The organism is Streptomyces sp. NPDC001922 (assembly GCF_042891165.1).
In the GTDB taxonomy this organism is placed as follows: Bacteria; Actinomycetota; Actinomycetes; order Streptomycetales; family Streptomycetaceae; genus Streptomyces.
The window spans coordinates 262,887-285,688 of sequence record NZ_JBIASV010000010.1 but is presented as its reverse complement, the minus strand read 5'-3'; the positions used below and the strand labels follow the sequence as shown (position 1 = coordinate 285,688).

At 72.5% G+C, this 22,802-nt stretch carries 19 protein-coding genes and 2 pseudogenes; 8 read left to right on the top strand and 13 right to left on the bottom strand.

Going from position 1 to position 22,802, the window contains the following annotated elements; genetic code table 11:
- Positions 1 to 3: 3 nt before the first annotated feature.
- From ACFYYR_RS20575 to ACFYYR_RS20545, 7 genes and pseudogenes are all read right to left on the bottom strand, one after another.
- A pseudogene (locus ACFYYR_RS20575) lies at positions 4 to 615 on the bottom strand (S41 family peptidase); the annotation flags it as partial.
- A 369-nt stretch (positions 616 to 984) separates the two neighbouring features.
- Positions 985 to 1,950 carry an L-histidine N(alpha)-methyltransferase gene (gene egtD, locus ACFYYR_RS20570; RefSeq protein WP_388855173.1) on the bottom strand — a complete coding sequence of 322 codons (966 nt, stop codon included), beginning with the start codon at positions 1,948 to 1,950 and terminating at the stop codon, positions 985 to 987.
- Complete coding sequence (egtC, locus tag ACFYYR_RS20565; RefSeq protein WP_388855170.1) at positions 1,947 to 2,705, bottom strand: ergothioneine biosynthesis protein EgtC; 759 nt, start codon at positions 2,703 to 2,705, stop codon at positions 1,947 to 1,949. The genes egtD and egtC overlap by 4 nt, the downstream gene beginning before the upstream one ends.
- Positions 2,706 to 2,805: 100 nt before the next feature.
- Complete coding sequence (egtB, locus tag ACFYYR_RS20560; RefSeq protein ID WP_388855167.1) at positions 2,806 to 4,161, bottom strand: ergothioneine biosynthesis protein EgtB; 1,356 nt, start codon at positions 4,159 to 4,161, stop codon at positions 2,806 to 2,808.
- Positions 4,158 to 5,444 carry an ergothioneine biosynthesis glutamate--cysteine ligase EgtA gene (gene egtA, locus ACFYYR_RS20555; RefSeq protein WP_388855165.1) on the bottom strand — a complete coding sequence of 429 codons (1,287 nt, stop codon included), beginning with the start codon at positions 5,442 to 5,444 and terminating at the stop codon, positions 4,158 to 4,160. Before egtA ends, egtB begins: the two co-directional genes overlap by 4 nt.
- 173 nt (positions 5,445 to 5,617) lie before the next feature.
- Complete coding sequence (locus ACFYYR_RS20550; protein ID WP_388855162.1) at positions 5,618 to 6,559, bottom strand: LysR substrate-binding domain-containing protein; 942 nt, start codon at positions 6,557 to 6,559, stop codon at positions 5,618 to 5,620.
- Between the two features lie 20 nt (positions 6,560 to 6,579).
- Entirely contained in the window at positions 6,580 to 6,780 is a 201-nt protein-coding gene (locus ACFYYR_RS20545) for a hypothetical protein (RefSeq protein ID WP_388855159.1), read from the bottom strand.
- On the opposite strand from ACFYYR_RS20545, the gene ACFYYR_RS20540 reads away from it, so the two are divergent.
- From ACFYYR_RS20540 to ACFYYR_RS20510, 7 genes are all read left to right on the top strand, one after another.
- Positions 6,758 to 7,381, top strand: a complete 624-nt coding sequence (locus ACFYYR_RS20540; RefSeq protein ID WP_388855156.1) for a succinate dehydrogenase cytochrome b subunit — start codon at positions 6,758 to 6,760, stop codon at positions 7,379 to 7,381. The two genes, ACFYYR_RS20545 and ACFYYR_RS20540, sit on opposite strands and share 23 nt — an antisense overlap.
- Before the next feature lies 1 nt (position 7,382).
- Positions 7,383 to 9,329, top strand: coding sequence for a fumarate reductase/succinate dehydrogenase flavoprotein subunit (locus tag ACFYYR_RS20535; protein WP_388855153.1), 1,947 nt, complete (start codon positions 7,383 to 7,385; stop codon positions 9,327 to 9,329).
- 35 nt (positions 9,330 to 9,364) lie between these two features.
- Positions 9,365 to 10,123 (top strand): succinate dehydrogenase/fumarate reductase iron-sulfur subunit, encoded by a 759-nt coding sequence (locus tag ACFYYR_RS20530; protein ID WP_388855442.1) that lies wholly within the window; start codon positions 9,365 to 9,367, stop codon positions 10,121 to 10,123.
- Positions 10,124 to 10,340: 217 nt separating this feature from the next.
- On the top strand, positions 10,341 to 10,934 hold the full coding sequence (locus ACFYYR_RS20525; protein WP_388855150.1) for a DinB family protein: 594 nt from the start codon (positions 10,341 to 10,343) through the stop codon (positions 10,932 to 10,934).
- Between the two features lie 71 nt (positions 10,935 to 11,005).
- Positions 11,006 to 11,866, top strand: a complete 861-nt coding sequence (locus ACFYYR_RS20520) for a GNAT family N-acetyltransferase (RefSeq protein WP_388855147.1) — start codon at positions 11,006 to 11,008, stop codon at positions 11,864 to 11,866.
- A 350-nt stretch (positions 11,867 to 12,216) separates the two neighbouring features.
- Positions 12,217 to 13,509: a hypothetical protein gene (locus ACFYYR_RS20515; RefSeq protein ID WP_388855144.1), complete on the top strand. Its 1,293-nt coding sequence runs from the start codon at positions 12,217 to 12,219 to the stop codon at positions 13,507 to 13,509.
- 125 nt (positions 13,510 to 13,634) lie between these two features.
- Complete coding sequence (locus ACFYYR_RS20510) at positions 13,635 to 14,066, top strand: helix-turn-helix domain-containing protein (RefSeq protein WP_388855141.1); 432 nt, start codon at positions 13,635 to 13,637, stop codon at positions 14,064 to 14,066.
- An 80-nt stretch (positions 14,067 to 14,146) separates the two neighbouring features.
- On the opposite strand, the gene ACFYYR_RS20505 is transcribed toward ACFYYR_RS20510, so the two are convergent.
- The 3 genes and pseudogenes from ACFYYR_RS20505 to ACFYYR_RS20495 form a co-directional block, all read right to left on the bottom strand.
- Entirely contained in the window at positions 14,147 to 14,749 is a 603-nt protein-coding gene (locus ACFYYR_RS20505) for a ClpP family protease (RefSeq protein WP_388855138.1), read from the bottom strand.
- 1 nt (position 14,750) lies between these two features.
- Entirely contained in the window at positions 14,751 to 15,389 is a 639-nt protein-coding gene (locus ACFYYR_RS20500; protein ID WP_388855135.1) for an ATP-dependent Clp protease proteolytic subunit, read from the bottom strand.
- Between the two features lie 142 nt (positions 15,390 to 15,531).
- Positions 15,532 to 16,362 (bottom strand): annotated as a pseudogene (locus tag ACFYYR_RS20495) (transcriptional regulator); the annotation flags it as partial.
- A 353-nt stretch (positions 16,363 to 16,715) separates the two neighbouring features.
- Here ACFYYR_RS20495 and ACFYYR_RS20490 point away from each other — a divergent pair.
- Positions 16,716 to 17,501 carry an HAD family acid phosphatase gene (locus ACFYYR_RS20490; RefSeq protein WP_388855132.1) on the top strand — a complete coding sequence of 262 codons (786 nt, stop codon included), beginning with the start codon at positions 16,716 to 16,718 and terminating at the stop codon, positions 17,499 to 17,501.
- A gap of 36 nt (positions 17,502 to 17,537) precedes the next feature.
- Here the strand turns inward: ACFYYR_RS20490 and ACFYYR_RS20485 are convergent, their stop codons facing one another.
- The 3 genes from ACFYYR_RS20485 to ACFYYR_RS20475 all read right to left on the bottom strand — a co-directional run bounded on the left by ACFYYR_RS20485 (position 17,538) and on the right by ACFYYR_RS20475 (position 22,680).
- The gene (locus ACFYYR_RS20485; protein ID WP_388855129.1) at positions 17,538 to 18,758 is read right to left on the bottom strand and encodes an RNA-guided endonuclease InsQ/TnpB family protein; all 1,221 of its coding nucleotides are present in this window, start codon (positions 18,756 to 18,758) and stop codon (positions 17,538 to 17,540) included.
- 369 nt (positions 18,759 to 19,127) lie between these two features.
- Entirely contained in the window at positions 19,128 to 21,617 is a 2,490-nt protein-coding gene (gene uvrA / locus ACFYYR_RS20480; protein ID WP_388855126.1) for an excinuclease ABC subunit UvrA, read from the bottom strand.
- Entirely contained in the window at positions 21,598 to 22,680 is a 1,083-nt protein-coding gene (locus ACFYYR_RS20475) for an LLM class flavin-dependent oxidoreductase (protein ID WP_388855123.1), read from the bottom strand. Before ACFYYR_RS20475 ends, uvrA begins: the two co-directional genes overlap by 20 nt.
- Positions 22,681 to 22,802: the final 122 nt, after the last annotated feature.

Sequence of the window (22,802 nt, the reverse complement as noted above, 5' to 3'; positions counted from 1 at the left end):
GGACACCACGACGGCTTCCGCCGCACTGGCCGTCCTGCTGCCCGTCAGGACCGCGACCGGTGGGGCGCTCCTGGCGAGCGGCCGGCTGTCGCCCCAACCGGCCGGCTTGCCGTCCCGGTACGGGCTGCCGTGCTTGATCGACCACACGGACCGGTTGCCGTCGGCGTCCACGAGCATGCCTGCCGTGCCGTCGCCCAGGAGGGGCCCTACGACGGCGAGCATCGGCCACATGGAGCCCCCATTGTTCGCCCGGAGATCCACCACCCAGCCGCAGGGTCCGGACCGGTCCGCCTTCGCCACGGCATCCCGGCCCTGTTGTACATACCGGTCGTACGCCTTCTGCGAGCCCTCTGCCCCGGGGAGGGAGACGTAGCCGATACCGCCTTTCAGAGGGCGGCCCCGCAGGCCGTGGAACGAAGCGGGGGAGGATCCCAGCTTCTCCTCGGCCTGCTCCGGCGTCCAGAAGTAGCTGTGCCCGTCGTCCAGGGAACGCAGTGCCGAATGGATCGCCCCGTAGGTGTCCGCCGGCCTCCGTGCGCCGCGGGCCTGGGAAAACGCACGACTTCGCAGGTCCGCCCAGTCGACCCTGCGGCGGACGAGGGAATGCTTCTCCATCAGGGTCAGCGCCTCCGACAAGTAGCTTCGCGCACGGGGCGACATGTTGTGTCTCGATGGACCGTCCGCACCGTTCGTGCACCCCGTCGCGGTGACCACAACTCCCGCGAGCGCAGTGCGGACCGCCATGCGCCATAAGGGTCCCCGTCCCATCCGTCCTCCCCCAACAGAGTCCTGCATCACGAGCAACCCGCGCTGAGGGCAAGCTAGTTGACCGGGCTCGGGGTCGGAAGCAGGCGCTGGCGGTTCGACGGGCGGGCCGTGGCACCACAGGGGAGCCACGGCCCGCCCGTCGGACTCCGGAGTCGCCGGGAGACTGGCGGGGCCGTTCGGATCCGTGGGTAGGCCCACAGATGCCGCGGGAAGCCCTCAGTCCTCCGGGAAGGCCAGCGACAGCGCGAACCGGCCCGCCGTGTCCGTCCACCAGTGGCGCAGCGCCAGGCCGGCCGCCGCCAGCTCCTCCCGCACGGTCTCCTGGCGGAACTTGGCCGAGATCTCGGTCCGCAGCTCCTCGCCCGCCGCGAAGGTGACCGCCAGGTCCAGCGCCGGGATCTTCGCGGTCAGCGCGGTGCGGGCGCGCAGCCGCATCTCGATCCACTCGTGGTCGGCGTCCCAGACGGCGACGTGGTCGAAGGCGTCGGGGTCGAAGTCGGCGCCCAGTTCGCGGTCGAGGACGGACAGCACGTTCTTGTTGAAGGCCGCCGTGACCCCGGCCGCGTCGTCGTACGCCGCGACCAGCGTCGCCTCGTCCTTGACCAGGTCGGTGCCGAGCAGCAGGGCGTCGCCGGGGGAGAGGAACTCCCGGACCGAGCCGAGGAACGCGGCGCGTTCGGCGGGCAGCAGGTTGCCCAGGGTGCCGCCGAGGAAGGCCACCAGCCGGGGTCCGGGGCTCTCCGGGAGCTCCAGGCCGTGCTGGAAGTCGGCGACCAGGGCGTGCACGGTGAGCCCGGGGCGCTCCTCCAGCAGCGCCCGGCCGGCCAGGGTGAGCGCCGACTCGCTGACGTCCACGGGCACATACGTCCGCAGCCCGGTGAGGGCGTCGAGCAGGTGCCGGGTCTTCTCGGACGAGCCGGAGCCGAGCTCGACGAGGGTGCGGGCGCCGGTCGCGGCGGCGATGTCGGCGGCCCGGTCGATCAGGATCTCCCGCTCGGCGCGGGTCGGGTAGTACTCGGGCAGCCGGGTGATCTCCTCGAACAGCTCGCTGCCGCGGGCGTCGTAGAACCACTTGGGCGGCAGCTGCTTCGGTGTGGCGGTCAGCCCCCGCTCCACATCGGAGCGGAGGGCGGCGGTGGTGGCGTCGGCGGGCAGGGTGCGGGTGACGGCGAACGGACTCAACGGCTCGGCTCCTTGAGCGGGGTCAGGAGGACATCGGTGCGGGTGGCGGTGAGAAGGGTCCGGTCGGGGACGTCCGTCCAGCGGGGGTCGTCGTCGTACGGCTCGGAGGCGACGGCCACGGAGCGCCGGGCGGGGTCGTGCAGGTACCAGAGGGTGTCGCCCCAGGCGGTGGCGGCGATCGACACCCCGTCGGTGAGCAGGAAGTTGAGCCGGGAGCCGGGGGCGGCCTCGGCGAGCGCGGTGGTGGTGTCGGCGAGGGCCTGGCCCGGTTCGTCACCGGAGCGCAGCCGGCTGCGGATCAGCGCCCAGACCAGCGCCGAGTCGCAGCGGGCCTCCAGGGTCAGCAGTTCCACCGTGGGCAGTCCGGCGGCGAGCGGGGCCGCCGAGCCGGGCCAGTCCGTGAGGGCGCCGTTGTGGCTGAACAGCCAGGGCCCGTCGGCGAACGGCGCCGCCGCGGCCTCCCCGTCCGCCCCGGCCTCGGTGGCGTCCCGGACGGCCGCGAGCACGGCGCCGGTGCGGACCACCCGGGCCAGGTCGGCGAACGACTGGTCCGCCCAGATGGGTCCGGACCTGCGGTAGCGGGCGGGCACCGGGTCGCCGGGGGCGTACCAGCCGACGCCGAAGCCGTCGGCGTTGACGGTGCCGTACCGCTGCCGGCGCGGTGCCCACGACTGCCGGAACAGCCCGTGCGGCGGGCGCAGGATGACCTCGCCGATCGGTGTCTCCGGTCCCAGATAAGCGATGTGACGACACATCAGATTCGCCTCCCGGCGGCGCTCCCGACGGAGGCCGGATGCGGGCGGGCGGTCCGGGAGCGGAATCCGTCTGCGGGCGGCGGGGCTGCTCGGCGGGTGTTCACACGGCCTCCGGGGTCGCGTCGCGGGCGGTCCGGAAGCCGGAGAAGATCTGCCGCCTGATCGGGTGGTCCCAGTTGCGGAACGTGCCGCGGCAGGCGACCGGGTCGACGGCGAAGCAGCCGCCGCGGAGCACCTTGTAGCCGTCGCCGAAGAACACCTCGGAGTACTCCCGGTAGGGGAAGGCGGCGAACCCCGGGTAGGGCAGGAACTCGCTGGACGTCCACTCCCACACATCGCCCATCAGCTGCCGCACGCCCAGCGGCGAGGCGCCCTCCGGGTAGCTGCCCACGGGGGCGGGCCGCAGATGGCGCTGGCCGAGGTTGGCGAGCTCGGGGGACGGGTCGGCGTCGCCCCACGGGTAGCGCCGGGAGCGGCCCGTGGCCGGGTCGTGGCGGGCCGCCTTCTCCCACTCCGCCTCGGTGGGCAGCCGGCGCCCGGCCCAGCGCGCGTAGGCGTCGGCCTCGTACCAGCTGACGTGCAGCACCGGCTCGTCGGCGGGCACCGGCTCGGTGACCCCGAACCGCCGCCGCAGCCAGGTCCGGCCGTCGCGCTGCCAGAACAGCGGCGCGGCCAGGCCGTGTTCCCGGAGGTACGCCCAGCCCTCGGGGGCCCACCAGCGGGCGTCGTCGTAGCCGCCGTCCTCGATGAAGCGGGTGTAGGCGCCGTTGCTGACCGGCACCGTGTCGATGAAGAAGCCCGGCACCTCGCGGGTGTGGCCGGGGCGTTCGTTGTCCAGGGACCACGGCTCGGCGGACGTCCCCATGAGGAACGGGCCGCCGGGCACCAGGACCTCGGCGGGCAGCCCCGCGGCGTCGGCCGGTGCGGGCGGCGGCGGGGGAGCGGTCAGGGCGGCCGGTCCGCGCCGCAGCTGGTGGGTGATGAGCATCGTCTCGTCGTGCTGCTGCTCGTGCTGGGCGATCATCCCGAAGGCGAACCCGGCGTCGATGAGCCGGCCGCCGGTCAGCGGGGTGCTCTCCAGGACGTCCAGCACCCGGCTGCGCACGTCGGCGACATAGCCGCGGGCCTCGGCGGGCGGCAGCAGCGGCAGCGAGGGGCGCTCGGCCCGCGGGTGCTCGAAGGCGTCGTAGACCTTGTCGATGTCCGGCCGGAGGGCGTCGCGGCCGCCGACGGTCCGCAGCAGCCACTGCTCCTCCTGGTTGCCGATGTGCGCCAGGTCCCAGACCAGGGGCGACATCAGCGGCGAGTGCTGGGCGGTGAGGTCGGGGTCCTCGACGCAGCCGGTGAGGAGAGCGGTGCGCTCCCGGGCGGTGCGGAGGGCGTCGACGGCCCGCTGCCGGAGCGCCTCGGCACCGATGACGGGGCCTGTTTCGGTGACGGGGCCGGTGGCGGTCATGAGCGGATGTCCTTCCCTGGAGCCTTCCCTGGAGCGGGGTCGAGCACGTCGTCGGCGGGACATCGTCCGCGGGCGACATAGCCTTCGGTGAAGGCGGCCACGGCGGCTCGGAGCGCGTCGGACGCCCCGATCCGGGGCAGCGCCTCCTGCGCCGCCGTGAAGCAGACGAGGGCAGCGGCGTGCAGTTCGGGATCGGTGAGACCGTGCCGGGCGGCGGCGCGCCACAGCGGGTTGCGGGGCGCCGGAGCGGAACCGGCGGTCTCGGCGAGCGGTTTGATCGCCCGGTAGGCGGTCTCGGACGCCTCCGGGTCGTCGAAGAGGGAGGCCGTGACGGCCAGCGGGACCTGCCACCCGTCGTCCCCGGGCTGGGCGTCGATCATGCGCAGCTCCAGGTGGCCGCGCGGCCGGACGGGCGGGAAGAGGGTCGTCACGTGGTAGTCGAGGTCCGCCTGCTCCGGTGGGCGGGGGAGGCCGCGGCGGATCCACTCCCGGAACGTCAGCCCCTCCGGAACGGTCCAGGGCCCCTCGTCGCAGCGCACGCACATCACCGGTGCGTCGAGCACGTAGCGGGTCCACGCCGCCCGCGGGGCCCGGCCCTCGGGCGGGGCGAGCGACCGGCCCGGGTCGAGCTCGGCCCAGACGGCCTGCCGGGTGGACCGCCAGCCGGTGGGCCGGCCCTCGCGCAGCGGGGAGTTCGCGAACGCCGCGACCAGCACGGCCCCCAGCAGATGGGCGAGCCGCCACCGGCGGGCGTACCCCAGCGGGCCCGGCTCCTCGTGACCGGCGTCCAGACACACCTGCACGGACGCCGAGGAACACATCATGGAGCGGCCGGCCCGGCCGCCGCGGTCGAAGTACGCCTCCATGGCGTCGTACCGCGGTGCGGTGAGCAGCCGGCGGGGCGGATGCCGCGGGTCGTGGCCGTGGCCCACCAGGCGCAGCGCGTGCTCGCGTAGCACGGCCCGGACGAGGACCAGGTCCGCCTCGGCCTGCGCCACACACGCGGTGAGCGAGCCGGCCGGAGGGGGACTGAGTTCGAGCTGGCCACCGGGCTCGAACGTCAGGGGGGACCGCAGCGGCAGGCGGCGCAGCGCCGCGACGGCGGCGGCGTGCCGGCCGGGGTCCACGGGCCGGGACGGTTGGTGCAGGTCCCGGACCAGCCATTCCAGTTCGACACCGAGCCGCCGGGGCGGTCCGGTCTTGAAACAGATGCCCTCCACGTAGGCCTCGGCGACGGCCTCGGTCAGGGTGCTCGCGGGGGTCGTCCTCGGTTCGTGCAGCACGGCCGGTACCTCTCGTCGAAGGAACCCTCTCGCATCCCGGCCGGTCGCGGTGCCGAGTTGCTCGTTCCACCTAAGCCACTGGGAGACGCACCCTCAAGACTGCCCGGCGGTGCTCCGGTAATGCGGAACGTCGCCGGTGCCCGGACCGGAGCTCGGGCTGCCCGGGCCGGAGCTCAGGCGGGGGCGGTCAATTCCGTGCCTTCAGGCAGCCTCCCCCGAGCCGCGGCATCCCGCAAATGCTCCAGCAGCACCCGGCGCAGCTCCCGCGCGGCCCGGGGCGGCGCCACATCCGTCCGGTGGGCGAGGGCGATGGTGCGCCGCAGCCCCGGCGCTGCGAACGGGGTGCTGCGCAGCCCCGGACCGGCCCGTCCGGCGACCATGCTCGGCAGCACCGCCAGGCCCAGACCCGCCCGGACGAAGCCGAGCACCGCGTCCAGCTCCCCGCCCTCCACCGCGAAGGCCGGCTCGAAGCCCGCCGCCCGGCAGGCCGCGACGGTGAGTTCCCGCAGGTCGTAGCCGTGGCGGAACATCACCAGCGGCTGGTCGCGCAGATCCTCGGGCCGGACGGGGCCGCCCCCGCCCGGCGCCCCGGCGGCCTGCGACGACACCACCACGAGGTCCTCCCGCAGCAGCTCCGTCGTCGTCAGGGCGGGGGAGGAGCCGGGCAGCGGCAGGATCAGCAGGGCCAGGTCGAGCCCGCCCCGGGCCAGCCCGCGTACCAGGTCGTGCGAACCGCTCTCCTCCAGCAGCAGCTCGATCCCCGGATGCCGGTCGTGGAAGGCGCGCAGCACGTCCGGCAGCAGGCCGGTGCACAGGCTCGGCGTGGCCCCGAGGCGCACCCGGCCGCGCCTCAGCTGCACCACCTCCTGCACCGCGTAGCGGGCCGTCTCGGTGTCCGCCAGGATGCGCCGGGCCAGCGGGAGCAGCGCCTCACCGGCGTCGGTCAGCGCGACATGGCCCCGGGCCCGGCTGAAGAGGTCCGCGCCCAGCTCCCGCTCCAGGGCCCTGATCTGCTGGGACAGCGACGGCTGGGCGACATGGACCTGCTCGGCGGCCCGGGTGAAGTGCCGGGTCTCGGCCACCGCGACGAAGTACCGGAGCTGCTGGAACTGCACCCCCTCACCATAGGCCCTTCCTATGGAGATGAGCCGAACCATGTCTTGGACCTGTCGAAGGGGGCCGACCTACCGTCGATGACCATGGCACTCGCAACGAGGGCGGCCTCTCCGTCCACGGCGGCTTCTTCATCAACTGCGGCTTCTTCGTCAACGCTGCGTCGGGTCTGGCGGTCGACCGTCGGCAAGAAGGCGGTCATGGCCGTCACCGGCGTGGTCATGCTGCTCTTCCTGGTCTCCCACATGGCGGGCAACCTGAAGGTCTTCTTCGGCCCCGACGAGTTCAACCGGTACGGAGCCTGGCTGCGCACCATCGGCGCACCGGTCCTGCACCGCACCTGGTTCCTGTGGATCATGCGCACCGGGCTCACCGCCTGCGTCGTCCTGCACGCGGTCGCCGCGTACCAGCTCAGCCGGCGGGACCGGGCCGCCCGGCCGCAGGGCTACGCCCACCGGCGGCGCCGGGCCGGCTACGCCACCCGCACCATGCGCTGGGGCGGCGTGATCCTCGGCCTGTTCATCGTCTGGCACATCCTGGACTTCACCACCCTCACGGTGAACCCGCGGGCCGAGCGGGACCATCCGTACGAGAACCTCGTCGCCTCCTTCTCGACCTGGTACGGCGGCGGCATCTACATCGTGGCGATGCTCGCCCTCTGTCTCCACATCCACCACGGCTTCTGGAGCGCGGCGCAGACCCTCGGCGCCAACAGCGCCCGCCGGGACCGGACGCTCAAGGTGACGGCCGCCGGCCTCTCCGCCGTCCTGACCGCGGGCTTCCTCAGCGTGCCCGTCGCCGTACTGACCGGGCTGGTGGACTGACATGACCCCTTACACCTCCTACCGCACCGGGGAACCGCTCGCCGACACCCGGGCCCCGGCCGGGCCCGTCGAACAGCGCTGGGACCGCCGCCGCTTCGAGGCCGCCCTGGTCAACCCGGCCAACCGCCGCAAGCACACGGTCATCGTGGTCGGCACCGGGCTGGCCGGCGGCTCGGCCGGCGCGACCCTCGCCGAACAGGGCTACCGCGTCGTCCAGTTCTGTTACCAGGACTCACCGCGCCGCGCCCACTCCATCGCCGCCCAGGGCGGCATCAACGCGGCCAAGAACTACCGCAACGACGGGGACTCGGTGCACCGGCTGTTCCACGACACCGTCAAGGGCGGCGACTTCCGCGCCCGGGAGTCCAACGTCCACCGGCTCGCCGAGCTGTCGGTGCAGATCATCGACCAGTGCGTGGCCCAGGGTGTGCCGTTCGCCCGCGAGTACGGCGGGCTGCTCGACACCCGCTCCTTCGGCGGCGTCCAGGTCTCCCGCACCTTCTACGCCCGCGGCCAGACGGGCCAGCAGCTGTTGCTCGGCGCATACCAGGCACTCTCCCGGCAGATCGCGGCCGGCCGGGTCGAACTGCACGCCCGCACCGAGATGCTCGACCTCGTCGTCGTCGACGGCCGGGCCCGCGGCATCGTCGCCCGCGACCTGGTCACCGGCCGGATCACCAGCCACCTCGCCGACGCCGTCGTCCTGGCCACCGGCGGCTACGGCAACGTCTTCCACCTGTCGACCAACGCCAAGAACTCCAACGCCACCGCGATCTGGCGGGCCCACCGGCGCGGCGCCTGGTTCGCCAACCCCTGCTTCACCCAGATCCACCCCACCTGCATCCCGCGCTCCGGCGACCACCAGTCCAAGCTGACGCTGATGAGCGAGTCGCTCCGCAACGACGGCCGCATCTGGGTGCCGAGGATCCAGGGCGACCCCCGGCCGCCCGGCGCGATCCCGGAAGCGGAACGCGACTACTACCTGGAACGGCTCTACCCGTCCTTCGGCAACCTGGTCCCGCGTGACATCGCCTCCCGCGCGGCCAAGAGCGTCTGCGACGAAGGGCGCGGCGTCGGACCCGGCGGCCAGGGCGTCTACCTGGACTTCGCCGACGCCATCGCCCGGATGGGCCGCGCCGCCGTCGAGGCGAAGTACGGCAACCTCTTCGAGATGTACCACCGGATCACCGCCGAGGACCCGTACGCGGTGCCGATGCGCATCTATCCGGCCATCCACTACACGATGGGCGGGCTCTGGGTCGACTACGACCTCCGGACCACCGTGCCGGGCCTGTTCGCCGTCGGGGAGGCCAACTTCTCCGACCACGGCGCCAACCGGCTCGGCGCCAGCGCCCTCATGCAGGGCCTCGCCGACGGCTACTTCGTGCTGCCCACCTCGGTCAACGACTACCTGGCCCGGACACCGCTGCAGGAGATACCCCGGGACCACCCGGCGGTCGTCGAGGCCGTCGCGGACACCGAGGACCACCTCCGCCTGCTGCTCTCGGTGAACGGCGACCGCACCCCCGAATCCTTCCACCGCGAACTGGGCCGGCTGCTCTGGGACCGCTGCGGCATGGCCCGCGACGAGGCCGGACTGCGCACCGCACTGGACCGGATCCCCGCGCTGCGCGAGGAGTTCTGGCGGCGGGTCCGGGTGCCCGGCACCGGGGAGCAGCTCAACCAGTCCCTGGAGCACGCCAACCGCGTCGCCGACCATCTGGAACTCGCCGAGCTGATGTGCCTCGACGCCCTGCACCGCGAGGAGTCCTGCGGCGGCCACTTCCGCACCGAGAGCCGCACCCCCGACGGCGAGGCCCAGCGCGACGACGAACGCTTCTCCTACGCCGCCGCCTGGGAGTTCACCGGCACCGGAGCCCCGCCCGTGCTCCACAAGGAACCCCTGGTCTTCACATCCGTCCACCCCACCCAGCGGAGCTACGCATGACCCCGGCACGGCGCGGGCCCGACCCGGCGCACCCGATGACCCTCACCCTGCGCATCTGGCGGCAGCCGGGGCCCGGGGCACCCGGCGCGATGACCAGCTACGAGGTGCGCGGCGTCTCACCCGACATGTCGTTCCTCGAGGTGCTCGACACCCTCAACGAGGAGCTGACCGAGCGCGGTGACGAACCCGTCGCCTTCGACCACGACTGCCGCGAGGGCATCTGCGGCGCCTGCGGCATGGTCATCGACGGCCGGGCCCACGGCCCCGAACCCACCACCACCTGCCAGCTCCACATGCGGCACTTCCGCGACGGCGACACCATCGACGTCGAACCGTGGCGCGCCGCGGCGTTCCCCGTCGTCAAGGACCTGGTCGTCGACCGGACCGCGCTCGACCGGGTCATCGGCGCGGGCGGCTGGATCACCGCCCCGACCGGCAGCGCCCCCGACGCACACGCCACCCCGGTCCCCAAGGCCGACGCCGACACGGCGTTCGAGAACGCCGGGTGCATCGGATGCGGAGCCTGCGTGGCCGCCTGCCCCAACGGTTCGGCGATGCTCTTCACCGCCGCCAAGGTCGTCCATCTGCGCTCCTTGCCGCAGGGGGCGCCGGAGCGGGAGAGCCGCGTCCTGGACATGGTGACGGCCATGGACGCCGAGGGCTTCGGTGGCTGCACCAACACCGGCGAGTGCGCCACCGCCTGCCCGAAGGGCATCCCGCTGCCCAGCATCGCGGCGCTGAACCGCGAGTACCTGCGGGCGGCGCGGAAGGCTCCGGGGAGGGGACGGGGGTGAGGGCGGGGCCGGACCGGCCGCACCCGGTGGGAACGGCAGTCGAGCCACTGGACGGCTCATGGTGGAGCCGGGTTCCGGTACTGACCGAATCCTGCCGCATCCGGGCTCCTGGGACGGCCGGTGCGCGGCGTGGACGGCCCGGACGTCGGCTGATCCCTGCTGAGCGACCGGGAAAGTCAGGCGACCGTTGTCGGTGGGTGGTGCGAGACTCGGCCCCATGAAGACCCATGACCCCAAGGACGATCTGCACCGCTACCTCAAGGCGGCCCGCGAGGCCGTCATCTGGAAGCTGGACGGACTGTCCGAGTACGACGTCCGCCGTCCCCTGACGCCGACCGGCACCAACCTCCTCGGCCTCGTCAAGCATCTGGCCGGCGTCGAGCTGGGGTACTTCGGCCCGACCTTCGGCCGCCCGCACAACGAATCCTTCCCGTGGCACGACGAGGGCGCCGAGCCCAACGCGGACATGTGGGCCAGCGCCGACGAGTCGCGAGAGGAGATCCTCGGCCTCTACCACCGTGCCTGTGCGCATGCGGACACGACGATCGAGGCGCTGCCGCTCGACGCGATGGGCCACGTCGCGTGGTGGGGCGACAAGGGCGAGGTGACGCTTCAGCGGATCATGTTGCACATGACTGCCGAGACGAACCGGCACGCCGGCCACGCCGACATCGTCCGCGAGCTGATCGACGGAAAGGTCGGCATGCGGGAGTCCAACAGCAACATGGACGGCGGCGACAAGGCCTGGTACCAGGAGTACTGGAACAGGCTGGAGGCGTCCGCCAAGGAGGCCCAAGCCCAAGTGACCTGAGCTGAGTTCGTTTCGGGGAGGTCGGGGCCTGCTGGGGCAGGTCGCGTTGGTGGCCGGCGAGGGGTAGGGCGATGGTGCTGGGCAGGCCGGGAGTCGGCGGACTGAGCGAGGCCGTGGGCGTGCTGCGGGAGTGGCAGTACGACGGGGCGCCGATGCAACTGCACCCGGGGGACCTGGGCTGGTTCTGGCAGTCGGGCGGGGAAGCGACCGCCGCGGCGGTCAGGACGTGGCGCCGGGACGGACGCATTCTCGCCGTCGGCCTGCTGGACGGCCCCGGGCTGCTGCGGCTGACGATCGCGCCGGACGCCCAGCGGGACGAGGAGCTGGCGCGGCAGCTGGTAGCGGACGTGACCGATCCGGAGCGCGGCGTACTGCCCGAGGGGAAGGTGGCCGTCGAGTCGCCGATGGGGGCCCTGATCCGGGATCTGCTGTTCGAGGACGGCTGGAAGGCCGACGAGCCGTGGACGCCGCTGCGCCGCGACCTCACGGAGCCGGTGCAGGATCCAGGCGTGCGGATCGAGGTGGTCGGGCCGGAGCAGGCGCACGTGTTCGCCGCCGTCCATCGGGCAGCGTTCGACGGGTCGAGGTGCACGGCCGAGCGCTGGCACACGATGGCGGCCGGATTGCCGTACGCCGACGCCCGGAGCCTGGTCGCGTACGACGACCGGGGCCACGCGGTGGCGGCGGTGACGGTGTGGTCGGCCGGTCCGGGCAGGCCCGGGTTGCTCGAACCGATGGGCGTGCACCGGGAACACCGGCGTCGCGGCTACGGCGAGGCGATCACCGTCGCCGCGGCGGCCGCCCTCCAGGAGCTGGGCTCGTCGAGCGCGCTCGTCTGCGCCCCGAGCGTGAATGCCGGCGCCGTCGTCACCTACGCGTCGGCCGGCTTTCGGCAACGCCCCGAAGTCCGGGACCAATACCGGGACGCCTGACTGGCCGCCCTCCGATTCCCCCTGGTCGAAGCGCCGATCAGTGAGGAGGCACCAGCGGCCACCGATCCGTCCCATGGACCATGGACAGTCGCGCCGGACGGCCTGCATCCCACCGGCACGGCGCCGGCCGTCGCGGCGCCAGGCCCGTGAACACCGGCTCCCCACTGCTCCGAACGGCTGGCCCCGCGTCGGCCTGCGGGTTCACTCCCGCGCGCCGTCGCGTCGGGAGCGCCGGTGCCCCGGCCGCGCGGCTAGCGTGGCCCGCCCCCGCAGCCATGACCCGGACCACCCGCACCAGCGGGCGCGGCCGCCGGTCAGGGGCGGGCCGCCGCGGCCGAAAGGGTCTGACCATGCGCCTCGCCTCCTGCCGTACCCGCCTCCGCGCGGCCGTCCTCGTCGCCTGCGGGATCCCGGCCCTGTTCGCCCCGTGCACGGCTGCCTCGGGCGCCGCCGCGGTGGCCGGGCCGGGCCGTCCGACCGGATCCGGCGGCGACGGAGTCGTCATCGTGACGACCCGCGGGATCGGCGCACCCGGCAACCCCGCGGTCGGCGTCGTCCCGTTCACCGACGCCGTGTACCGCACCTGTGCCGACGCCCCGCAGACGTCACAGGGCTGCCAGATGATCGGCGGCGTCCCGTACGTCTACGAGATCGGCCGGCTGGAGGTCACCGTCGAGCAGTGGGTGGCCTTCCTCAACACCGCCGACCCCACCGGCCGGGACCCCCACGACCTGTACGACGACACCGAGAGCGCCTCGGCCTGGCCCAGGTACGGGCAGATCGACTTCTCGGCCGGCGCGGGCCCGGGCCGCCACTACGCGGTGGCCTACCCGCAGTGGGCGGCCAAGCCCTACGGGTTCTCGACCTTCCTGCGCGCCGCACGCTTCGTCAACGCCCTCCAGAACGGCCGGGTGCTCTCCCGGACGACGTCCGCCGACGGCCCCTCCCGCACCGTCACCTACCGGGTCGCCCTGTCGCCCCGCACCGAGCGCGGCATGTACGACCTCGCCCGGCGTGCCCCGACGCGCACCCGCGCCACGGGCTTCGTCGTCCCCAGCCAGAACGAATGGATCAAGGCGGCCTACTACGACCCGGCCGGCGGCGGTACCTACTCCTACTGGAAGTACCCCACCAACGCCGGGGTGTTCGGCGACGGCGACGCCACCGCCCCCAACCCCACGGTCCTCAACCCGACGACCGGCGATGTCACCAACGCCGCGGACCAGCCCCTCGCCTCGTACCACGCGTCCGGCAAGCCCGCCCCGGCCTGGTGCCCGGGCCAGGTGACCCCCGAGGACTGCACCACCGTCAACCCGATCGGTCTCGACCCCGTCAGCTACCCCAAGCTCTACCAGGGCAGCCTGAGCACGGTCGGCCAGGCGGGGACGCCCTCGCCCTGGGGCACGCTGGACCAGGGCGGCAACGCCGTCGAATGGACCGACACCATCACCCCGCCGCCGGCCGGACAGAACGGGGTGCGGGTCTGGCGCCGCCTGCACGGCGGCGTCTCGAACGCGGAGGCCTTCCAGATGTGGCCCTCGGCGGTCGGACTCCAGCCCCAGGACAACGACTTCTACAACCACACGTACCCGTGGCTGGGCTTCCGGATCGGTGTGATCGGAGGGTCGGGGGCGGGGTCCTGAACGGGATCGGTACCTGGAACGGGAAGGTGCGCCGGCTCGCGACACCTCCGGTCCGCCCGCGCGGCTTCACCCAGGGCAGAACGCCGTTCCCTTCCCCCGGCGCCCCGGATCCCTAGGCTGAAGAGGTGACCACTCATGCGCCGAACGAAGCCCGTGTCATCCCCCTGCGCCCGCAGACCTCGTCGCCCGGTTCCGGTGGGGCGACCCGCGCCCCGCAGCGACCGGCGGGAGCCCCGCGGACACCCGAGCCGAGGGAACCCCTGTGGCGCGACCTCGTCGGCGGTGTGCTGCGGCGCGAGCGGCTCGCCCAGCAGCGCACGCTGAAGGACGTCGCGGAGGCGTCCCGGATCTCGATGCCGTACCTGTCGGAAGTGGAGCGCGGACGCAAGGAGGCTTCCTCCGAGGTGCTCGCCGCCGCCGCCCAGGCCCTCGGGCTCGGCCTCGGCGACCTGCTCTCGCTCGCCCAGGACGACCTGGCCCGGTACACCCGGAGCCGGGTGGGCCGGGGCCGCACGTCGTCCACGGGGCAGTACGACGGCCTCTGCCTGGCAGCCTGACCGGACCGACGGCCGGTACGACGGGGCGCACCCCCGCCGTACCGGCCGGCTCGCCGGCTTTCGGCCACGGCCGCGCGGGGTCAGGCGAACGCGAACCGTCGGTTCAGCACCTCGTCGGCGAGCCCGTAGGCGACGGCCTCCTCGGCGGTGAACACCTTGTCCCGGTCCATGTCCGCGCGCAGCGTCGCCACGTCGTGCTGCGTGTGCCGGGACAGGACCTCCTCGACCTGCGAGCGGATGCGGACCATCTCCTTGGCCGCGAGGCTGAGGTCGGAGACGGTCCCCTGCCGGCCGCCGCTGGCCGGCTGGCCGAGCAGCACCCGCGCGTGCTGGAGCACGAACCGGCGCCCGGGATCTCCGCCGGCCAGCAGCACCGCCGCCGTCGAGGCTGCCTGACCGACGCAGAACGTGGAGATCGGCGCCTGCACGAACGTCATCGTGTCGTAGATCGCCATCAGTGAAGTGAACGATCCTCCGGGCGAGTTGAGATAGATCGAGATCTCCTGCTCCGGGTTCGCCGACTCCAGATGCAGGAGCTGCGCGATGACGACGTTGGCGACCCCGTCGTCGATCTCGGTGCCGAGGAAGATGATCCGCTCGTTGAGCAGCCGGCTGAAGACGTCGTAGGACCGCTCACCCTGCGCGGTCCGCTCGACGACGTAGGGAACCGTGTACGACCCCATGTCACAACCCCATCCGTCGACGCGACGCGGCCGGGCGGATGTCGGCGAGCGACTCCACCACCCGGTCCACGATCCCGTACTCCCTGGCCTGCTCGGCCGTGAACCAGCGGTCCCGGTCGCCGTCCCGGGCGATCGTCTCCTCGCTCTGCCCGGTGTGCTCGGCGGTGATCCGCTCGATGGCCTGCTTGGTGAACTCGAGGTTCTCCGCCTGGATCTCGATGTCCGCGGCGGTGCCACCGATGCCCGCCGAGGGCTGGTGCATCATGATCCGCGCGTTCGGCAGCGCGAGCCGCTTGCCGGGCGTCCCCACGGTGAGCAGGAACTGGCCCATGCTGGCGGCGAACCCCATCGCCAGTGTCGAGACGTCGTTCGGGATGAGCCGCATGGTGTCGTAGACGGCGAGACCCGCGGTGACCGACCCGCCGGGGCTGTTGATGTACAGGCTGATGTCGGTGCGCGGGTCCTCCGCCGACAGCAGCAACAGCTGCGCGCACACCCGGTTGGCCGACACGTCGTCGACCTGTGTGCCGAGGAGGACGATCCGCTGGGCGAGCAACTGGGCCGCGAGATGGTCGTCGAAGCGGCTGGGCGGTGTGTCGCCCTCCTCCGCGCGGGGCGGGGGCGTGGTGAGGGGAGTCATCTGGTCTCCTTGTCGGGGCAGGGATGCCGTTGACTCCACTCTTGACCTCGCCGGACCCCCGGATGCGGTTTCTCTGCCTGTCGCAGATTCGCCATGGGCAGATGAACGGGGCTCAACGGGGCTGTCCAGAACGGTGGGGGCGTCAGTCGATCACGGTGGTCGGTACGACCGTCCGCGCCCGCTCGTACAGGTCACGGGCGGTCGGGTTCCTCAGATGTGGCCGCAAGAGGCCGAACATCGCCCTCACCCGCTCATCGGCACGACCGGACTGCACCACGGGGTAGTCGTCGAGGGCCTGGTGCCAGGCATTGCAGGCGGCTTCGAGGTGGCCGATCTCCAGTTGTCGTTCCGCGAGCAGAGCACGCCGGTGCACTCGACTCCGCCGATACACACTGTCGCGGAGCCGATCCGCATCCAGCATGGCGGTTACCGCTCCGTCCTTGTCGCCCAGCTCGTAACGGACTTGGCCGATGTGGTAGTTGAGCGTCGAGGGGTCGTACGAGCCGAATGTCTTGCCGCGTGACTCCGCCCGATCCATGGCGACTTCGGCTTCCTTGATGAAGTGCAGCGCGTCCCGACGATTGCCGGTCTGGGCGGCAGCGTGCGCCTGCTGACCTGCGAGAAAGGCCCGCATCCGGGGTCCGGCTTTCGGCGAAGCGGTAGCGGCGGCATCGGCCAACTCCAAGGCCTTGGTCCCGTGACGGAGGTCGACCGCCTGGACACTCATGCCGCGTAGCGTGGTGCAGTACGTCAGGTGGTCGCCGGCCGCGCCCGCCAGCTCCAGAGCCTTGACGTAGTAGCGCTGCGCGAGGCTGTGCAAACTTTCGTCCACGGCCATGTAGCCCGTCAGGTAGAGCAGGTCGGAAGCGGCTGACAGCATCGCCTTCCGTACTTCCCCTGACGCCCCGGCGCGTAAGAACGGAGCCACGGTGTTCACCATGAACGAGGCGGCCATCGGGCGGGCGTGACGACCCCTGTGCGCGCCAATGCGCCTCGGAAAGCGCCGCGGCGCGCTTGGGAACGGAACCGGCGGACAGCGGCTGAGGTATCCGCCTCGGTTTCGTGTAGGGAGATTCGGCGAAGGCCTCGGCGTACACCTGGCGGAACGGAACCTCGGACGCCTCGGCGCCCGAGGCGTCCACATGCTCAAACGTGAAAGCTGGCTGGTCAGTCATGGTGCTCCCTGGGCGACTGCCGGATCCTCGTGTGGCGAGGGCCGGGCACGAATCCTTGCTTCTGCGCGCGTAGAAGACCCTTGACCGGCCAAGAGGCCACGCTCTAGCTTCACTACACCTTTGTCTCCCCCCACAGCACAGGAGATTCCGCGTGCCCCCGAAGCTCACCTCCCCGCGCGTCCGTATCGCAGCCGTGGTCGCCGCGGCTGCCGTCGGTACCGGGCTCTACGCCGCCGGTGCGGCGACCGCCGAGCACTCCGTACCCCGTACGGACCGGGAGATCCCGAACCTCACCCACGTCACCGACAAGATCAAGGCCTACTACGGTGACACCGTCGACAAGGACGGGCAGCACTACGCCTCCCCGGACGGCAACTACGCCCAGCAGGTCAAGGGCATACGGGCCAAGGCCGAGCGCTACCTCGACCGCACCGCGACGCGGACGGACCACGGCAAGCCGGCGATCGTGCTCGATGTCGACGACACCACGCTGCTGACGTACAACTACGAGCTCCAGGTGGGCTTCAACTTCACCCCCGAGTCCCAGGACAAGTACCTGAAGAGCACCGATATGGACCCGGTGTTCGGCATGCCCGAGCTGGTCAACCGGGCGCGGGCCAAGGGCTACACGGTGTTCTTCCTGACCGGCCGCGACGAGCACCAGCGCGCCTGGAGCGTCCGCAACCTCAAGGCCGCCGGGTACAAGACCCCCACGAACAGGGCGCACTTCTACCTGAAGAACAAGGCCAACCCGCCCGCGTACCTGCCGTGCGGGGCGAAGTGCAGCACAGTGGAGTACAAGTCCGGGACTCGGAAGCACATCGAGTCCCAGGGGTACGACATCGTGGCCAACTTCGGCGACCAGTACAGCGACCTCAAGGGCGGCTACGCCAACAGGACGTTCAAGCTGCCGAACCCGATGTACTTCCTGCCTTGAATCCTCCCCTCCCTGAAGGGGGAAGGGATTCCTGGCTCAGGCCGCCTCCTGGAGCAGCGCTCCGGGAGGTCTTGTGCCATCAGCACCAGCCGGGTTGAGACCAGCCCGGATGAGCATGACGCGTGCGGAGTTTTTGTCCCGTGGGGAGGTGTTTCCGCAGGCGGTGCAGGTGTAGGTGCGCTCCCCCAGCGGCAGGCGATGTTTGGCTCTCGCATCGCAGTGCGCGCAGTCCATCGTGGTGTGCGCGGGGTGGACCAGGCGGATGTCCCGCCCGTGTTTGCGGCCCATGTGGATCAGAGCGGCTTTGGTGGCGCCGATGGCAGCGTCCGCGGCCTTGCGGGCCATGGTGGTCTGGGCCAGGAACTTCGGGCGGAAGTCCTCGACCGCGATGGCGTCGTGGTCGAGGACCGCCTTCCTGGCCCACTTGCGGCCGGTGTCCTCACGCTGCCTGGCGGCCTTCTTGTGTGCCTTGGCCCGCAGCTTCTTCGCCTCGCGGTAGCCCTTCGACGCCGGCCGGCCCTTCTTCGGCCTGCGGCGGGCCATCATCCGGTCGTACCGGGCCAGCTTCGCCCGGGCCCTCTGGCCGTGTTCGGCGTGGGGGAGGTCGTGCGATTCGGAGGTCGTGGTCGCGGTCTCCTTCACACCCCAGTCGACGCCAAGAACGCGGCCGGTTTCGGGCAGGGGCTGTACCTGGGCGGGGACGACGAACGAGCCGTACCAGTGCCCGAGGCTGTCCTGGTAGACACGCACCGAGGACGGCCGCGCCGGCAACTCCCGAGACCACACCACCGCCACCACCACGCCCCCGGCCAGGTGCAGCCGGCCGTCCTTCAACCGGAAGCCCCGCCGGGTGTAGTTGACGGTCGGCAGACTCTCCCGTTTGGTCTTCCACGTCGGCATACCCGCCCGCTGCCGCACCGGCAGGCGCTCGGTGATGTCCTTGTGCGCCCTGGCGCGGGCACGGCCAAAATCACGGATGACCTGCTGCTGGACAACCGACGAGCCCTCACGCAGCCACGGAGTGCTCCTCCGAGCCTCGGTCAGCATCCTGTCCAGCTGCGCCGGGCCGCACGTCTGCTTCCTGCCACTCGCCTTGTTGTACAAGTGCACGGCCCTGGACTTGGCGACACACTCGTTCCAGACCCAACGGCACCGGTCCCCCTCCGCCACCAGAGCGGCACGGGCCGTGGACGACACACGCAACCGGTACGTGTAACGCGCATACCCGACCACCGCAACCGCCCCCACCTGCACCATCCCGCCCCCTCATAGCCCCGACCGGGACGCAGCGCCATCCCCAACCCTGCGAACGACCATACGTACGACGGACGCACAACCGCCCCCACTCCCACAGCCACCACCCCGACCAGCGACCACAGGCACACACGTTCGCATTAGAACGGCGACTCCCACAGCAGTACGGGCACTCCGCACCCCGGACCGGATACGGCGACGCCCCGCGTCGCAACACCCCGCTACGATTCCTCCCCGGCGTGAACGCCACGGCCTGCTCGCAAGAAAGAGGTGAGCCGTGAGCCGTGAGCGGTGGCGGCTCGGTGGTGGTCCCGCCACGGCTCACGGCCGGTACCCGCCCCGCGGTGCCCCGTACCGGTACCACCGTTCAGTTCACCCCCTGAGCCTCCGCGCCAAGTACTCCGCCGTCCGGCTCCCCGACGCGCGGGCCACCGACGCCGGTGGCCCGGCGGCCACGATGCGGCCGCCCGCGTCGCCGCCGCCCGGTCCCAGGTCGATCACCCAGTCGGCGCCCGCCACCACACTCATCTCGTGCTCGACGACGAACACCGAGTGCCCGGCGTCCACCAGCCCGTGCAACTGCCGCATCAGCAGCTCCACATCGGCCGGATGCAGGCCCGTCGTCGGCTCGTCCAGCAGGTACACGGTGTGGCCGCGGCGGGTCCGCTGGAGTTCCGAGGCGAGCTTGATGCGCTGCGCCTCGCCGCCCGACAGTTCGGTGGCGGGCTGGCCGAGCCGCAGATAGCCCAGGCCCACCTCCTGGAGGGTGCGCAGGCTGCGGGCGGCGGGGCGGACGTCCTCGAAGAACGCGACCGCGGTGTCCACGGTCATGTCCAGCACCTCGGCGATGGTCCGCTCCCGGTAACGGACCTGCAGCGTCTCCTCGTTGTACCGGGAGCCGTGACAGGTGGGGCACGGCGCGTACGTACCGGGCAGGAACAGCAGCTCCACGGCCACGAACCCCTCGCCCTGGCAGGTCTCGCACCGCCCGCCCGCGACGTTGAACGAGAACCGGCCGGCCGCGTAGCCGCGCGCCCGGGCGTCGTCGGTGGCCGCGAACACCTTGCGCACGGAGTCGAACAGGCCCGTGTAGGTGGCCAGGTTGGAGCGCGGGGTGCGGCCGATCGGCTTCTGGTCCACCTGCACCAGCCGGTCCACGGCCGCCACGCCCTCGGCCGTCACTCCGGCGCTCGCGTCCTCGCCGTCCGGCGCCGCGTCGGTGTCGGCCTCGCTGTCCGGAGCCGACTGGGCCGGGCCGAGGTGGCGCTGGAGTACGGCGGCCAGGACCTGCCCGACCAGCGTCGACTTGCCCGATCCGGACACCCCGGTGACCGCGGTGAACACGCCCAGCGGCAGTTCGGCGTCCACGCTCCGCAGGTTGTGCCGGTCGATGCCGCGCAGCCGCAGCCAGCCGGACGGTTCGCGCGGGGTGCGGCCCGCGGCCGGGTCCGGGCCGGTGGCGAACAGGAACCGGCGGGTGGCCGACTCCTCGACCTGGGCCAGCGCGTCCACCGGCCCGCTGTGCAGCACCCGGCCGCCGTGCTCGCCCGCGTGCGGCCCGACGTCGACGATCCAGTCCGCCCGGCGCACCACCTCCATGTCGTGCTCGACGACGTACACCGAGTTCCCCGCCTCCAGCAGCCGCAGCAGCACGGTCAGCAGTGCCTCGGTGTCGGCCGGATGGAGCCCGGCGGACGGCTCGTCCAGCACGTACACCACGCCGAACAGGCCCGACCGCAGCTGGGTGGCCAGCCGCAGCCGCTGGAGCTCGCCGGGGGAGAGGGTCGGCGTCGTGCGGTCCAGGCTCAGATAGCCGAGCCCCAGCTCGGTGATCACCCCGACCCGTGCGGCGAGGTCCGCGCAGAGCGCCTCGGCGACCCGGCGGCGCGGCTCGTCCGCCTCCTCCGCCCACCGGCCCTCGCCGACCGGCCGCAGCACCTCGGCGAGCGACGTCAGGGGCAGCGCGTTCAGCTGGGCGATGGTGTGTCCGGCGAAGGTGACGGCGAGGGACTCCGGCCGCAGCCGGCTGCCGTCGCAGTCCGGACAGCGCGAGCTCTCCAGGAAGCGTTCGGCCCGCGCCCGCAGTGTCGTGCTCCGGGAGTCGGCGAAGGTGTGCATCACATGGCGCCGGGCGCCGACGTACGTCCCCTGGTAGGGCCGCTGGATGCGCCCGGCCTCCCGCACCGGATGCACCGTCACCACCGGCTGCTCGTCGGTGAAGAGGATCCAGTCCCGGTCCTTCTGCGGCAGCTCGCGCCAGGGCCGGTCGATGTCGTGGCCCAGCGTCCGGAGCACATCGCGCAGGTTCTTGCCGTGCCACGCCCCGGGCCAGGCGGCGATCGCTCCGTCCCGGATGCTCAGCGACGGGTCCGGGACCAGCAGTTCCTCCGTCGTCCGGTGCACGGTGCCCAGGCCGTGGCAGGCCGGGCAGGCGCCGGCCGCGGTGTTGGGGGAGAACGCGTCGGAGTCCAGCCGCTCCGCCCCCGGCGGGTAGCTGCCGGCCCGGGAGAACAGCATCCGCAGCGTGTTGGAGAGCGTCGTCACCGTGCCGACGTACGACCGCGACGTGGGTGCCCCGCGCCGCTGCTCCAGGGCGACCGCCGGCGGCAGCCCCAGGATGTCGTCCACCGCGGGCGCCCCCACCTGGTGGATCAGCCGGCGGGCGTACGGGGCGACGGACTCGAAGTAGCGCCGCTGCGCCTCCGCGTAGATCGTGCCGAAGGCCAGCGAGGACTTGCCGGAACCGGAGACCCCGGTGAAGACGGCCAGTACATCCCGGGGGATGTCCACGTCGACCCGGCGCAGATTGTGCTCACGGGCGCCGCGTACACGGACGAACGGATCATGGGCCGGGGTGCTCATCGGTCTCCGCAGGGGCTCGGGGAGGGACGGTGGCCGGCTGTCCGGCACCGGCTCCGCCGGGCAGCCCCACGACGCGGGCCAGCCGCCGGTACGAGTCCAGCTCCCGCCGACGGTCGTAGGTGCTCGTCGTCACCAGCATCTCATCGGCCGCGCTGCGGGCCAGCAGCTTCTCCAGCGCCTCGGCCACGTCGGGCCCGGTGCCGTGCAGATGGCCGTGGAGCGCCTCCTCGAACAGTGTGCGCTCACGGGTGCTCATCCGCAGGTCCAGGATCTCCTCCGGCGGCCGCAGCGGCGGGAACTCCCCGTGGGTGCGCGACCAGGCGGCCGACCACGCCTCCGGCAGCAGCAGCCGCCACGCCTCGTCGGCGGTCCCGGCGACGGCGACCGTGCCGGACAGCACCACGTACGGCTCCGCCGACCGGGCCGAGGGCCGGAACCGCTCCCGGTACCGGTCGATCGTCCGCAGCATCGCGTCCTCGCCCCGCACGGCCGCGATGACCAGCGGCAGCCCGAACGCCGCCGCGTGATCGGCCCCGGCGCCGGTCGCCAGGACGAAGGCCGGCACCCGCAGCCCCTCGGCCGGCCGGGCGTGCACCTGCGGATGCGCCGTCTGCTCCCCGGTGAAGTAGCCGAGCAGCTCGGCCAGCCGGGCCGGGAAGTCCTCGGCGTCCTCCTTGCCCCGGCCGAGCGCCCGGCGGATCCCGTCGGTGAACCCGACCGACCGGCCGAGGCCCATGTCGATGCGGCCGGGGAAGAGCGACTCCAGGACGCCGAACTGCTCGGCGACGACGAGCGGCTGGTGATTGGGCAGCATGACCCCGCCGGTGCCGACCCGGATACGGGAGGTGGCCGCGGCGACGGCCGCCGCCAGCACGGTCGGCGCCGAACCCGCCACCCCGGGCACGCTGTGGTGCTCCGACACCCAGAACCGGTGGTAGCCCAGGGCCTCGGCCTGCTGCGCGAACCGCACGGTGTCGCGCAACGCCTGCTCGGGCGCCTGCCCCTGGCGGGTGCGGGAGCGGTCCAGTACGGAGAACCGGGTGGTGGCGAGTGCGGAGGTCACCTCTGCGTCAACGCCCCGGGGCCGTGAGGATTCCCGGGGCGTTGACGGTGGCGGCCGGAGGGGGACGGGGCGGCGGCGTGCGGGCCGGAGCGGGCCCCGGACGGCAGCGGGCCCCGGATGGA